Here is a 13,728-nt window from a genome sequence, read left to right as displayed (position 1 = left end):
CTTAACTCGATTCACAATTTAGGGCTTCGAGTCGGAATCGCGAATGATGGACAGCCCCTCGACATGCTTGCGGTTCATCAGCTTGCTCTTCTTCCGGTTCTCCTTGGACTCAAAAATAATGTCGAAATCGTAGTCCTCAGGGTACAGTTCGCTCTTCTCAATGAACAGCTTGAGCCGCTTCTGGTTGATCCGGATCTTCTCCTTCTGGATCATGACCCCTACCATGCCCATGGCGTCCTCCGGCTCGTAGACGATGCCCGTTCGCCCATAGGAGCTGACATAGACAGCGTCTCCTACCTCAAGTTTGCGCACGGGTGCGGCCGATGCTTGCTCCTGATCCTCATCCGCCTGATCCCGGCTCCCTGCTCCATCGCCCTCATTGGCTTCAAGTGGGTCGGAGGACTGAGCTGCCTCCTCCATCTGCTCAGACTCCGTTTGAACAATGGGATGTTCCTCGGCTGCATCGGGCTGCAGGGCAGGCAGTGGCTTCTGCCTCTGCAAAATTTCCTGCGACCGCTCGATAATGCCTGCTGTCATCCCCAGCTTTGTGGCGATTTGAATCGCGTAGCTCTGCCCCGCCTCCCCGATCGTCAGCCGGTAAAGCGGCTCCAGCGTCTCGACATCAAACTCCATCCGGGCGTTCTGGAAGCCCGGCGTCCGTGCCGCAAACGTCTTCAGCTCGTTAAAATGCGTCGTGACCATGATCATGGCGCCTCTGTTGCTGAGTTCTTCCAGAATGGCGATTGACAGGGACATCCCTTCCCCCGGATCGGTTCCGGCCGCCAGCTCGTCGATCAGCAGCAAGGTATGGCGGTCCGCCGCATCCACCATCCCGATCAGGCGCTTAATTTGGGCGGAAAAGGTGCTGAGCGACTGCTCGATGCTCTGCCCGTCCCCGATGGCCGACAGCACTTTAGTGAATACGGTGAACGTGCTGCCTTCCTCCACCGGCACGAGCAGACCCGACTGCACCATCAGGGTGAGCAGACCGAGCGTCTTGAGCGCCACCGTCTTGCCGCCGGTATTCGGCCCGGTAATGATCAGCGAGCGGTAACTGCCGCCCAGCTCCAGCCGCAGCGGCACCATCGTCTTCAGCATGAACGGATGCCGCGCCCCGCTTACCTGAATGCGCCCGCTGTCGCTAAGAAGAACATTGTTCCCGCCCAAAGTGCGGCTGTATTTCGCTTTGGCAAAAATAAAATCGTACGTTCCCGTGATATCGATGTTCAGCAACAGATCGGCCGAAGCCGCCTCAAGCAGCCCGGTCAACGCGCTCAGCACGATGCCTTCTTCCCGGGCCTCGTCCGCTTCGTGCATGCCAAGCTCGCTTTGAAGATGGGCGACCTCCTCCGGCTCCACAAAGACGGTCTGCCCGCTCGTCGACTGGTCAAGCACTGAGCCCTTGATCGTTTTGTGATACTCCCGCTTGACCGGAATGACGTATCGGCCGCCCCGGACGCTGACCAGATTTTCCTGCAAAATCGAGCCGTGTCTGGACAGAATCGCGGCGATCTTTTTCTGAATGCGCTCCTTAACGATGGCGATCTTCTTGCGGACGCGCTCCAGGTTTTTGCTGGCTTGATCGTCCACCCGGCCAAACCGGATGCAGCGCTCAATTTCGCTCTTCAGCTTTGCCAGCTCCTGCATCGAGGAAGCATAGGAGCTGATGCCCGGCGCGATGTCGCGCTTCCCGGCCATGTACTTACGCAGCTGCCCGCAGCTGTGCAGAAACGTATGGACCGCGGTAAAATCCTGCTCGTCGAACAGGTACCCTGTATGAAGCAGAGAGACAATCCGGTCAATCCCTTCCAGGGATGGCAGCGGGACGCTGGCCCCTTTATCCAGCAGCGCCTTGGCTTCCGCCGTCTCATCCAGCGCCCTGCGGACTGCACTGGCCGTGGTCAGCGGCTCCAATTCATCGATATGCCTGCGTCCTTCATACGAAACCGCATAGTCTCTCAACGCTTCCTTCATTTTGTCGTATTCCAGCATGATCATCGTCGTTTGATCCATTGGTAGTTCATCCTCCTGTTTCTTGTTATATCTTCCTATGGCAACGCAAAAAGGGGCAGAGAATACGCGCATGCGATTCCTGCCCCTGGTCTGCCGGACTGCCTTTGTCTGCTGCCTTTGCTGTACGCAAAAAAACCGTGCTGCAAAGAGCACGGTCCTGTACGCCGGAGAGCCAGCCGCCCATTAGGCGGCGGCCCGTATCCGGCATGACAACGGTCGAGCGGCCAACGCTCCACCGATTCGGATCACAAAGGTTTCAAACAGTCCGCAAGGGATTGTCGTTTGATGCTTCGCGTGTTCTTAACTATTTCCAAGACTGCATTCTGCAAAGAGGCGCATTGAAAGAAAGAGTGCCCTCCTGGGCATTCCCCGCCTGTCTTCACATCATACAGCCGATATGGAGTTTGATTAGTTAAGAACAACCACCGTCATCAAAATCTCTCCCTTGTTATAGGATGAGGTAAATTTACCAAGTTTGCGCCACGAAGTCAAGGGGCTGGTGTCTTCATGAGGTACACTCTCGCTTCATACGGCCGCAGCTTCAAATTCCCGAGATCCTCCTCCCCCTTGATGGGGTAGTTGGAAATCAGCAGCTGCTTGGCCTCCGGCACGAGCTCCGCAGGCAGCTTCAGCACCGGCTCGCCTCCGAAAAAGTTCAGGATGACCAGGAGACACTGGTCCTCCAGCGTCCGGGTATACACATACAGCTCCTTGTCGAGCGGAAGCAGCAGCTTGTATTCGCCGTACACGATCACTTCATGCTGTTTGCGGAGGGCGATAAGCTTTTTATAGTAATGGTAGATTGAATTCGGATCCTTAATCGCATCCTCCACATTGATCAGGGGATAGTTCGAGTTCACCTCGATCCACGGCGTGCCCCGTGTAAAGCCTGCATGCTCCCCATTGGTCCACTGCATCGGCGTACGGGCGTTGTCCCGGCTTTTTTTCCAAATCGCCTGCATGACCTGCTCTTCGGGCACGCCCTGATCCAGCTGCTCCTCATAGTAATTCAGTGTTTCCACGTCACGGTAGTCATCGATCGAGGCGAAGGCGATGTTCGTCATGCCGATCTCCTCGCCTTGGTAAATATACGGCGTGCCTTCGAGCGTGTGCAGGAAGGTCGCCAGCATCTTCGCCGACTCCACCCGGTATTTCTGGTCGTCCCCGAACCGGGACACCGATCTCGGCTGGTCATGGTTGCACCAATAATTCGCGTTCCAGCCCTTGTCGTGCAGCACCGTCTGCCACCCGCTGATGACCTTTTTCAGCTCAAGCAGGTTCCAGGGACGAATATCCCACTTGCCGGAACCGGAAGAACCCGCATCGAGCTGCATATGCTCGAACTGGAACACCATGTTCAGCTCGTTGCGCGTATCCCCGACATAGCTGAGCGCCTGCTCCGGACCCAGACCCGACGTCTCGCCGACGGTCATGATGTCGTAGTGGAACAGTACCCGTTCATACAGGTTGCTCAGCAGGGTGTGCACGTTTTCCAGGTTGGAAAACAGCTCATACGCGCGCACCGTCGGCAGCTGGTCCGGGTTGTCCCCGTCCGGCAGGCCGACCGCCTTGACAATATGCGCGATTGCGTCGAAACGGAAGCCGTCCACGCCTTTTTTGAGCCACCATTCCACCATTTCATGCATGCTGTCGATCACCTTCTGATTTTCCCAGTTCAGGTCCGGCTGGTGCTTGGAGTACAGATGGAGATAATACTCGCCTGTCTTCTCGTCGTATTCCCAAACCGAGCCGCTGAAATAGGACTCCCAGTTGTTCGGCGGGTGTCCGTCTTTGCCTTTGCGCCATATATAAAAATCCCGTTTCGGATTATCCTTGCTCGACCGCGACTCGACAAACCATGGATGCTCGTCCGAGGTATGGTTCAGGACCAGATCCATCATGATTTTGAGACCGCGCGCATGCGCCTCCCGCAGCAGACGGTCAAACTCCTCCATCGTGCCGAACTCGTCCATAATGTCGCAGTAGTCGCTGATATCGTATCCGTTATCGTGATTGGGGGACTTGTAGATCGGGCAAATCCAGATCACGTCGACCCCCAGGTCCTTCAAGTAATCCAGTCTCGATATAATGCCGAGCAGATCCCCCTTGCCATCACCGTTCGTGTCGAGGAAGCTGATCGGATAGATTTGATACACTACGGCTTCTTTCCACCATTTTTTGTTCATAACCTGCTCCTTACGTGCTCCATTTTGTGCCGGATATCCGACGGTTGTTTACAAGATCGCGCGAACACTTTATAATTATTGTAAACCGATTTCCGGTTTACCTTTCAGAATGAGAGCAAGTTTTTACATTTCAATCAAATAGAATTCAATTGGAGGAGCCTGCCATGTGCGGGCTCCTTTTGTCTTTTTTTCCCTCTCATTCGTTGTGCGGGTCCGCCATGCACTCCTCCATCCTGATGTAAAGGAGGATAGACGCGTTGATTTTAAAGTCCCGGTAAAAAATGTAGAGATCTGGATACGCTATACGGCATGGCGATCTCTACTCAAAGAAACCAAACCCGGGCTGCATGATTCAGGATTCGCACATATACAGGATGGGGAGGCACGCTATGGAACAGCAAGCAATACTGGCTATTGGTATTTTTCTCATTGTTTACGCATTTATTATCGCGGAAAAAATTCACCGGACGATCGTGGCGATGATCGGCGGTGCGCTCATGGTCATATTCGGCATCGTGAGCCAGGAAACCGCGATTCATCATATTGATTTCAACACGCTCGGCCTGCTCGTCGGCATGATGATCATCGTCAATATCACAGCTGAGACGGGATTATTCAAATTCATTGCCGTATGGGCCGCGAAAAAGGCCAAGGGCCGGCCCGTCGCCATCATGGTGGCGCTGATTCTGATTACCGCGATCGGATCGGCGTTTCTCGACAACGTGACCACCGTTCTGCTTATGGTGCCCGTCACGCTCAGCATTACCCGGCAGCTGCGGGTTAACCCGACGCCGTTTCTGATCACCCAGATCATGGCGTCCAACGTCGGCGGCACCGCCACCCTGATCGGTGACCCGCCTAACATAATGATCGGCAGCGCGGTGAAGGAGCTGACCTTTGTCGCCTTTATCAATAACTTGACGCCCATTGCGGTGATCATTCTCGCCGTATTTATTCCGCTATTCATTCTCATGTTCCGCAAACAGATCAAGACGACGCCGGAGCTGATGCAGAGCATTATGGATCTGGATGAAAAAGAGCTGCTCACCGACCGCAAGCTCCTGATCAAATGCTTGACGGTGATGGGTCTGACGATCATCGGCTTCTTCCTTCACCAGCTGGTTCACCTTGAGTCGGCCACCGTCGCCCTCGCCGGTGCTTTCCTGCTGCTTCTGCTGACGGGCGAGCATATGCTGGAGGAGGCTTTTGCCAAGGTCGAATGGCCGACGATCTTTTTCTTCGTGGGATTGTTCGTGCTGGTGGCCGGCCTGATCGAAACAGGGGTCATCGCCACCCTGGCGGAAAAAGCTACCGATCTCACCGGCGGCGACGTCGCGGCAACGTCGATGCTCATCCTGTGGATGAGCGCGATCGCGTCCGCTTTTATCGACAACATTCCGTTTGTCGCGACCATGATCCCGATGATCCAGGACATGGGCAGCCTCGGCATCAGCAATTTGGAGCCGCTGTGGTGGAGCTTGGCCCTGGGCGCCTGCCTTGGAGGCAACGGCTCCCTGATCGGTGCGAGCGCCAACCTGATCGTGGCCGGCATGGCTGCCAAGGAAGGATATCCGATCAAGTTCGCCCAGTTTCTGAAGCTCGGTTTTCCGATGATGCTGCTGTCCATCGTTCTGGCCAGCGCATACGTGTATCTTCGGTATTTGATGTAGCGGCCGAAGGCAGTGGGGGCGATGGTGTTGCTGCAGATTGGGGGCAGCTGGTGGCACTGATGCTTCCAGGCAAGGACATGACAGCCCCTGAAAGCAGCGCAAAATGACACGTGCGAAGGAGGATCAACTTATGCTGGAGTATCGTTACGACCCGAGCATCATTCAGATTACGGAAAGCGTCAACGAGCAGGACGCGGAGTTCCGCATCCGGCTGCTGCAGGAAGAGCCTTATCTGGCTCGGCTCAAGCAGATCAGGCGCTTTTTCGAGGACAATGATATCTACACGGACGCCTTGTTTTATGTCTATAAAAATCACGAGTACGGTGCGATCGTACGGAAGGAATACTACGTGGACTTCGTGCTGGCGCTGATGAAGCATCAGCTGCTGCAGAGCGTGGAGTGGAAGCCTTCACCTTAGAGCTTTTAGCGCTGGCGGTGCGTTCGCTGTTGATCTATTCAGGCCATTGGCTGCAGCAAAATAGATGCGCTTCACATTTACTTCTACGTTGGAAATGTGGCAGCGCCATTTATGCCAGGGTTAATACGTTAGTCAAATAAGAAGCCGCCCGGCTTGCTCCTTTCGAGCAGAGACCGGCGGCTTCTTTTCATGCGCTTATGAGGTTTCGTTCAACATCGCGCTCTTTTACAGCGCGTAATGCTACTCCGCCAACTCAATGATCGACTCGTATTTCCGCTTCGTATCCGCCAGCCGGGTATCGAGGCGTGAATACTCCCCCTCCAAGCGGCGGACAATCCGCTCCACCTCGGATATTTTCTCCTGCACGTCGTCCTGGGTATCCCGGATTCTCCCCTGCACGAGCCAGTCGGATATAAAGCCGTCGAAGAAATAATCAGAAAATTTCAGAAAGCTCCCGATCCCGATTTCGATATCCAGCGCCATTTGCACATCCTTCAGCTCTTTGCCGAACCGGCGCAGGCTGAACTGCGCTGATTCAATGTGCTCCATCGCCTCGTCAATACGGCTGTGCTTCATATGCGTGGAGATCATGCCGCCGCCGAGCATGTCGTAGGTGCCCCAATTTCCGGCCGAGCCCAAACTGTCATCCGCCCGCTCCAGATCCTCCAGTACGGCCTCGCCCGCGCGCACCGCTTCTTTCAATTCCTTGAGCTGGACCGACAAGTCGGCCTGTTCTTCGGCGAGCGCCGCCAGCTCGGCGTTGTTCTGTAAAATCACTTTTTCTTTCTCGTCCAGAATCTTCTCATATTCAAACTCCGCGTAACGGACCTCCTGGAACTTTCGCTCCAGCTCCTGCAGTTCGTTTTGGATATCAACCACGCTGCGGGCAGCCATATCGTATTTCGCTTTGACCTCCAGCACTTCCAGCTGCTCCCGCTCCAGCTTCTCCTCTTTCCGGCCGATCATGCTGTAAAACAAACCGGAGAGCGAAGTCCCCGTCAGGCGCTCCACGTCCTTCTCCTCATCGGCAAGCCTGAGCTTCCAGCGCTCGGCTTCGTCCTGCTGCTCTCTCAGCTCCCGCGACAGTTCCTGCATCCGGTTTTCATACTTCGTTTTGTTCCGGATGTCCTCTTTCAGCTTGGTCAACTGACGGTTGGCTTCTTCAAACATAATGTTCCCTCCGTTTCCAGTCTGCGATCTGTTGTTATATGTAATAAACGTCATAGCATGCCGCGAAGTTTCATGGAAAGTTCAGCATGCAGCAAAAGCCTTACGTGATGCAGCTGCTGCCAAAGTGGATTTTATCCGCAAAAATCGCTATGATTAAACCAGATTGCACAAAGGAGTGAACCTCAATTTCATGAAACTGAAGACATTCACGCTTCCGCTCGTGCTCGTGCTGACAGCGGCGCTTGCGCTTGGCGGATGCGGCAAGAAAAACAGCGACGAGGACGCGTCGAAGGACACATCCGGAGGACAAGCTACAGAGCAGACGACGGACCAGACTTCCGGCAATTCGTCATCGTCCGGCACGACAGGATCGGATTCCTCCACGGACAGCTCGACCTCGGCTTCCGGTCAGCAGCAGAAGAGCTGGACAAGCCCGCCTGCCATGCAGATTGACCAGAACAAAAAGTACGAGGCAGAAGTCAAAACGTCCAAAGGCACGTTTACGATTGAGCTGTTCGCCAAGGACGCGCCGAAGACGGTCAACAACTTCGTATTCCTGTCCAAGGAAGGCTTTTACAACGGGGTCATTTTCCACCGGATCATCGAAACGTTCATGGTACAGACCGGGGACCCGACCGGAACAGGCTCCGGCGGACCAGGATACTCTTTCGAGGATGAGAAAACGAATTATAAATACGAGCCGGGCATCGTCGCCATGGCAAACGCCGGACCGGATACGAACGGCAGCCAGTTCTTTATCTGTACCGGTGCGGACAGCGATTATCTGAACCAACAGCCGAACTACACCATTTTCGGTAAAGTCACAAAGGGTATGGATGTCGTGATGAAGATCGCCAAAACACCGGTCACCGTCGGACCTAGCGGCGAGGAAAGCACCCCGACCGAGAAAGTTACGATCGACGGCGTCACGATTACTGAAAAATAAACCAGTGCGAAACCGCACGCTTGTACGGCGCAGCACATCATGATACAACAAATAACCGTTCGCCCCTGAGGGTGGACGGTTCTTTGTTTGACGGCGCATAAATCTCCAGTCCAGGTCATGCTTCAGCAGGCTTGTTCATATTGTAAATTAAACAAGAACAAGCCCGACGGCTGCGGATGTTCACCGGATTAAACTCGGGAGAAAACAAAGCATCTCAGCCGCTGGCAGCAGGAGGCCTGTGTGAACGCAATGATTCTGGGAAGCCTCGCGACTTCCCTATGTACGGCGGCGGGAGCCCTTCCCGCCCTGCTGTTTTCAAATATCAGCCACCGGGGCAGAGACAGCCTGCTCGCTTTCACGGCAGGTATCATGGTCGCCGCCTCAACGTACGGGCTGATCCCGTCCTCCCTCAAGCTGTCGAACCTATGGGTGCTGACGATCGGCATCCTCCTTGGTACGGTGACCTTGACCCTGATGGAGCTGCTCATCCCACACACGGACCCGGCCCATGATATCAAGCGGAGCGACAGCACGCAGACGGGATCCTGGATGTTTCTGTCGGCCATGGCGCTGCACAATTTACCCGAAGGGCTGTCAGTCGGCGTCAGCTATGGCAGTCCCAACCAGGAGCTGGGAACGATCGTGGCGCTGAGCATCGGCCTGCAAAACATCCCCGAAGGCTTTCTGACCGCGCTCTACCTCGTTACCCACGGCATGCGAAGGCGGTACGCCTTCCTTCTCGCCGCGCTTACGGGCGGGCTGGAGTTCCTCTCCTGCTGGGCCGGGCTGAAATTTACCGCTTCCTTTGCCGGTATCGTCCCGTACGGATTGGCTTTTGCTGCTGGCGCCATGCTGTTCGTCGTATACAAAGAGCTCATCCCGGAGAGCCACGGGGATGGCAACGAGCGGGCTTCGACCTTTTCTTTTATTTTCGGCCTGCTCTCCATGATTGCCGTGACGCATTTGCTGGGGTGAGGGACCGGAATGTACCCTCGTGGAAAATAGAACAATACAAACAACCATAAGAGACTGCTAAGCCACCTAGTGGAAGCAGTCTCTCGTTTTGTTTCGTGGTTTTATCCCCTGATCAGCAGCAGCACCGCTCCCCTCTTCGCCATCGCCTACCACACGGGGCGCAGTGGGTGCTGTAGATCCTCTTCGTTGACGTTTTCGATAATGTGCTTCAAATCCTGCTGCAGCGTCTTCATATGGTCGCTTCCGATCATCCGGGCCCAGCGCTGCTCAATCTCTTTGTAGATCTTCTCTTTCGTCCGTACCAGCGACCAGCCGCGTTCGGTCAGGACAACCATCTTGCCCCGGCCGTCGGAAGGATGGGGCTTGCGCGCGACATAGCCGCACTCTTCCAGGTAGTCGAGCATTTGGCTGACCGCCTGCTTCGATATGCCCAGGTGCGCTACGAGCGTCTTGGCCGTCGCCCCATCCGGCATCAAGCCCTGGAACAAAAAGCTGTGCGCCGGCCGCACATCGCCGAACCCCGCCTCCTTCAGGCGGTTATGGAGCTCCTGGTTCATCGCGCTGAAAGAGAGCGATAACAGGGAAGCCAAATCTTGATTATATGGGATCGTTTTGGACATGGTTGTACAACTCCTTGCTGTCTTAAAGGAATAAATTGGTCAGTTAGATTGACTTCAAAGCATTCTCATTATACCGTTCCCGAGATGCGTGAATCAAATTCCGGGAAGTGGCACCGCTTCCATCATGAAATGGGCTTTGGGCGCAACTTCCGCCGGCCCGGAAACGTCTGGTAGGTAACGCCGATTTTTTCCACTTTTTAGCGCAAAGCGTTGCTGATTCCACCGATAAGGAGGCTAACCATCCATGCCAACAACCAAAACGCTGCCGCTGCTGCTCGCCCTGCTCCTGCTGGTATTACCGGCATGCTCGAAGCAGGAAGACGGCAGCCGGAACCAACGCAGCAATCCGACTCCTCCGATCTCGCTAACGGCCCGGAAGCAGGAGGCAGGCAAAATCGATCCTGCCCTCATCTCCGCCCACAACCGCCTGGGGCTGCAGCTCCACCGCGAACTAACCGGGCGGGCCGAAGCCGGAGACAATGTCCTTCTTTCCCCCTACAGCATCTGGACGGCCCTGTCCATCGCATACAACGGCAGTGCCGGCACGACGGCACGCGAAATGGCCTCCGTATTGGGGGTGAAGGACATGCCGCTTAACGAAATGAACGAGGGGAACGCCGTTTTGTCCAGGCTGCTGGAAGGGGAAGACTCCGGCGTCCGGCTGAACATCGCCAATGCGATCTGGCATCAGCAGGGCGTTCCGTTCAAGGACTCTTTTATCCAGGCAGGCAAGGAGAGCTACGGGGCCGAGGTTCAGGAAGTTGATTTCGCTTCCGACAAATCCGTGAACACGATCAACCGCTGGATCAGCAAGGAAACCGGGGGCAAAATCGAGAAAATGCTGGAGCAGCCGCTGTCGCCAACGACCATTGCAGTGCTGGCCAACGCGATTTATTTCAACGGATCATGGAGCGATCCGTTCAATCCGGAATACACAAAAGACGAACCGTTTACGCTGGCTGACGGCGGCGTCCGGACACTGCCGATGATGCATACCGCCAACATGCTGCCGTACAAGGAGACCCCCGATTGACAGGCCGTCCGCCTTCCTTACGGAGACGGCCGCATGGATATGCTGATCATCCTCCCCGCCGCCGGCTCTTCGCTGGACCAATTGGAGCAGCAGCTCTGGGCGGATCCCGCTCCGTGGCAGCAGCCCTTTGACGAGGCATCCGTACAGCTTGGGCTGCCCCGGTTCAAGGCCGAGTACGGCAGCGACTTAAATGATCCGCTCATCCGGCTCGGCATGAAGCAGGCCTTCCAACCGGATGAGGCCGATTTTTCCCATATGGCCGACATTCGCCCCCTCTTCCTGTCCAAGGTCCTGCATCGGATGGTGCTCGACGTCAACGAAAAGGGAACCGAGGCTGCTGCGGCAACAGTCATCAGCGAAGAATCCGGCTCTATGCCGGTAAAAATTCACGAAATGACGGTGAACCGGCCGTTCTTCCTGGCAATTGAGGACACACAGACCCATGCCTGGCTGTTTATCGGCTCGGTGAACGATCCCGAATGACCGGCTCGCGCACAACAAAAAAGCCAACCCCTTCATAGGCTAGGGTTGGCTTTTAAACATGGGCAGTTGGTTCACCTCATGAAAAATTAACGGGATCAACAACATGAGGCAGCTGGCGTTTCCTGAGCGACTTTGAACCCGGCTAAGACTCCGCAGGTTAAGACAACGCATGCAGCGTCACGCCTTCGGGCAGCACCGCCAGCACTTGCTCCCGTACGGGCGTGCTGCCGGCAAGCTCTTCGCCCAGGATGGCGACGATGCCCCGGTCCTCGCGGGAGCGGATCAGCCGGCCAATGCCCTGGCGGAGCCGAAGCAGCATATACGGCATGTCCACTTCTTCGAATGGCGCTGCCGATTCTTTGCGCTTGGCCGTAAACACCGGATCATGCGGCGGGAACGGCAGCGACCAGACGATCACGTTCGAGAGCGCCGGGCCGGGCACGTCCAGTCCCTCCCACAGGCTGACCGCGCACAACACGCTGGTCTCCTCGCGCTGGAAGGCGGAGATCAGATGGCTGATCTCCTGGTCCCCTTCGAAGTAAAACGGAACGTCGGGCACCTGGACGGTGCCTGCGGCCAGCTCCTGCTTAAACCGCCGCAGCTCCTCCCTGCCGTTAAACAGGATCAGTGCCCGGCCCCCGGATTCGCGAAGAAGGCGGGCAGCGGCTTCCAGCTTGCCGTTAAAATCGGCCGTCGACCTGGAGTCCGCCGGGGTCAGCACTTTCATCTGATCCGCGTAATCGTACGGGGAAGGTACGGAGAAGGAGAGAAAGCTCTCGATGCCAAGGCTGTCCGCCACGTAATCGAACGCGCCCTGAACCGACAAGGTAGCTGAGGAGAACACGATCGGCATCTTCGCGCCGAATACCTGCTCCTGCAGTACCTCCTTGACCGTTCTCGGCATGATCGAAAGCGTCAGCCCGTCCGGTCCGTCGACGGCCCAGCAGATCAGCGCCTCGGAGCGCTCGAACAGATGGAGCGCCTTCTGCATCATTTCCAGGTGCTCCTCTACGATCCGAAGCTCGTACTCGTTCAACGTGTACAGCTCGCTCTCAAAGACGAGCTCCTCCTCGATCGAGGTGAGGAGCGAGCGGAACCGGTGCACCTCGGCGAGCAGCGCGCCGTCCAGCACGATTTCCTTCCGGTCGGAGCCGGCCACGCTGCGGCTCTGCCGGCCGAATGCCGCGAACATCGCTTCGCTCTGCACGATCGCCTCGTCGATCAGCACCGCCAGCGATTCGCGGATCTCGCCCTGAAGCAGTCGGGTGATGAGTTCCTCAAACACGACATGCTTCATTTTGTAGCTGAGGGCCTTCATGGCGGCCGATTCGAGCAGATGCCCTTCGTCGAAGACGACGGCGCAGTGCTCCGGCAGCAGGGGCAGCTGCCCCTCCCGCTTCCGGCCCTCGTAAGTCCATACATGCTCCATGTAATAATCATGCGAGCAGATGATCAGGTCCGCCGCCTGGCGGTAGTGATCCCGCGACAGCGTCTGGCCACAGCGGTGGCGGCGGTCGCAGGTGAAGCAGTCCTGGAACGGATCCCAGTTAATCCGGCTCCATTCCTCATCGGTTAACTCCGGGTATCCCTTCCGGTCCCCGTAAGCATGAAAGGACTGCAGCGGCGCGGTAGAATACACGAAATCCGGCAGGCCAGCGGCCAGGTCGTCCCAGCGCACCCCTTCTTCGTCCCGCAGCCGGACGTCGTCCAGTTTGCGCAGGCACAGGTACTGGTCGGGCGACTTGCCCAGCCGGGCATCAATGTGAAGCCCAAGGTGGCGGGCTAATTTCGCAATATCCCCCTCCGGCTTCACCAACTGCTCGATGAGCGATTCGTCGGCGCAGGCGATCACCGCGGGTCTGCGGGTATACCGCGCGTAGCATACGGAATAGAGCAAGTACACCAGCGTCTTGCCCGTCCCGACCCCCGCCTCGGCAAATATCGTTTTCTTCTCGGCAAAAGCCTTCTCCAGCTGAAAAGCCATATAAATCTGCTCGTCACGGATTTCAAATCCCGCTTCCGGCAGCACATCATAAAACACATCGGCGACCCATTCGCCTGCTTGCTGAACGAAAGGCCGCTTTGGATCATACGTAAAAGGATACCGCTCCACGTCTTTTGGTTCCCTCCAAGCTACTCATAAATGCAGCCGCCCCCACTTTCGGGAAGGCGAACAACCCATTATCACATGTTCCCTCCCGAATTACAATGGGG

General features: G+C 56.3%; 9 protein-coding genes and 1 pseudogene. 5 read left to right on the top strand and 5 right to left on the bottom strand.

The features are described 5' to 3' along the window. Positions 1-18 precede the first annotated feature (18 nt). Positions 19-2,013: an endonuclease MutS2 gene (locus K2F33_RS10260; RefSeq protein ID WP_263881582.1), complete on the bottom strand. Its 1,995-nt coding sequence runs from the start codon at positions 2,011-2,013 to the stop codon at positions 19-21. A 488-nt stretch (positions 2,014-2,501) separates the two neighbouring features. Continuing rightward, positions 2,502-4,199, bottom strand: coding sequence for a glycoside hydrolase family 13 protein (locus tag K2F33_RS10255; protein WP_163882902.1), 1,698 nt, complete (start codon positions 4,197-4,199; stop codon positions 2,502-2,504). A gap of 347 nt (positions 4,200-4,546) precedes the next feature. Here K2F33_RS10255 and K2F33_RS10250 point away from each other — a divergent pair, with 347 nt between their 5' ends. Both K2F33_RS10250 and K2F33_RS10245 read left to right on the top strand, forming a co-directional pair. Continuing rightward, the gene (locus tag K2F33_RS10250) at positions 4,547-5,869 is read left to right on the top strand and encodes an ArsB/NhaD family transporter (RefSeq protein WP_076175945.1); all 1,323 of its coding nucleotides are present in this window, start codon (positions 4,547-4,549) and stop codon (positions 5,867-5,869) included. A gap of 130 nt (positions 5,870-5,999) precedes the next feature. Next, a complete protein-coding gene (locus K2F33_RS10245; protein ID WP_076175948.1) occupies positions 6,000-6,287 on the top strand; it encodes a hypothetical protein in 288 nt (95 codons plus the stop codon). 240 nt (positions 6,288-6,527) lie between these two features. Here K2F33_RS10245 and K2F33_RS10240 read toward each other — a convergent pair whose 3' ends face one another. Continuing rightward, positions 6,528-7,457 carry a hypothetical protein gene (locus K2F33_RS10240; protein WP_145026614.1) on the bottom strand — a complete coding sequence of 310 codons (930 nt, stop codon included), beginning with the start codon at positions 7,455-7,457 and terminating at the stop codon, positions 6,528-6,530. A gap of 190 nt (positions 7,458-7,647) precedes the next feature. On the opposite strand from K2F33_RS10240, the gene K2F33_RS10235 reads away from it, so the two are divergent. Together K2F33_RS10235 and K2F33_RS10230 are read left to right on the top strand one after the other, a co-directional pair. Then, positions 7,648-8,403: a peptidylprolyl isomerase gene (locus K2F33_RS10235; RefSeq protein WP_076175953.1), complete on the top strand. Its 756-nt coding sequence runs from the start codon at positions 7,648-7,650 to the stop codon at positions 8,401-8,403. A gap of 240 nt (positions 8,404-8,643) precedes the next feature. Next, positions 8,644-9,378, top strand: coding sequence for a ZIP family metal transporter (locus K2F33_RS10230; RefSeq protein WP_212985080.1), 735 nt, complete (start codon positions 8,644-8,646; stop codon positions 9,376-9,378). Between the two features lie 146 nt (positions 9,379-9,524). Here the strand turns inward: K2F33_RS10230 and K2F33_RS10225 are convergent, their stop codons facing one another. After that, positions 9,525-9,998 carry a MarR family winged helix-turn-helix transcriptional regulator gene (locus K2F33_RS10225; RefSeq protein ID WP_263881581.1) on the bottom strand — a complete coding sequence of 158 codons (474 nt, stop codon included), beginning with the start codon at positions 9,996-9,998 and terminating at the stop codon, positions 9,525-9,527. A 244-nt stretch (positions 9,999-10,242) separates the two neighbouring features. Between K2F33_RS10225 and K2F33_RS10220 the strand changes: the two are divergent. Further along, positions 10,243-11,514, top strand: a pseudogene (locus tag K2F33_RS10220) (serpin family protein). A gap of 157 nt (positions 11,515-11,671) precedes the next feature. Here K2F33_RS10220 and K2F33_RS10215 read toward each other — a convergent pair. Continuing rightward, positions 11,672-13,627, bottom strand: a complete 1,956-nt coding sequence (locus K2F33_RS10215) for an ATP-dependent DNA helicase (RefSeq protein ID WP_263881580.1) — start codon at positions 13,625-13,627, stop codon at positions 11,672-11,674. Positions 13,628-13,728 lie beyond the last annotated feature (101 nt).

The sequence above is a fragment of the Paenibacillus sp. PSB04 genome (genome assembly GCF_025809195.1).
Taxonomy (GTDB): Bacteria; Bacillota; Bacilli; order Paenibacillales; family Paenibacillaceae; genus Paenibacillus_AQ; species Paenibacillus_AQ favisporus.
This window is presented reverse-complemented; position numbering and strand designations above follow the sequence as displayed.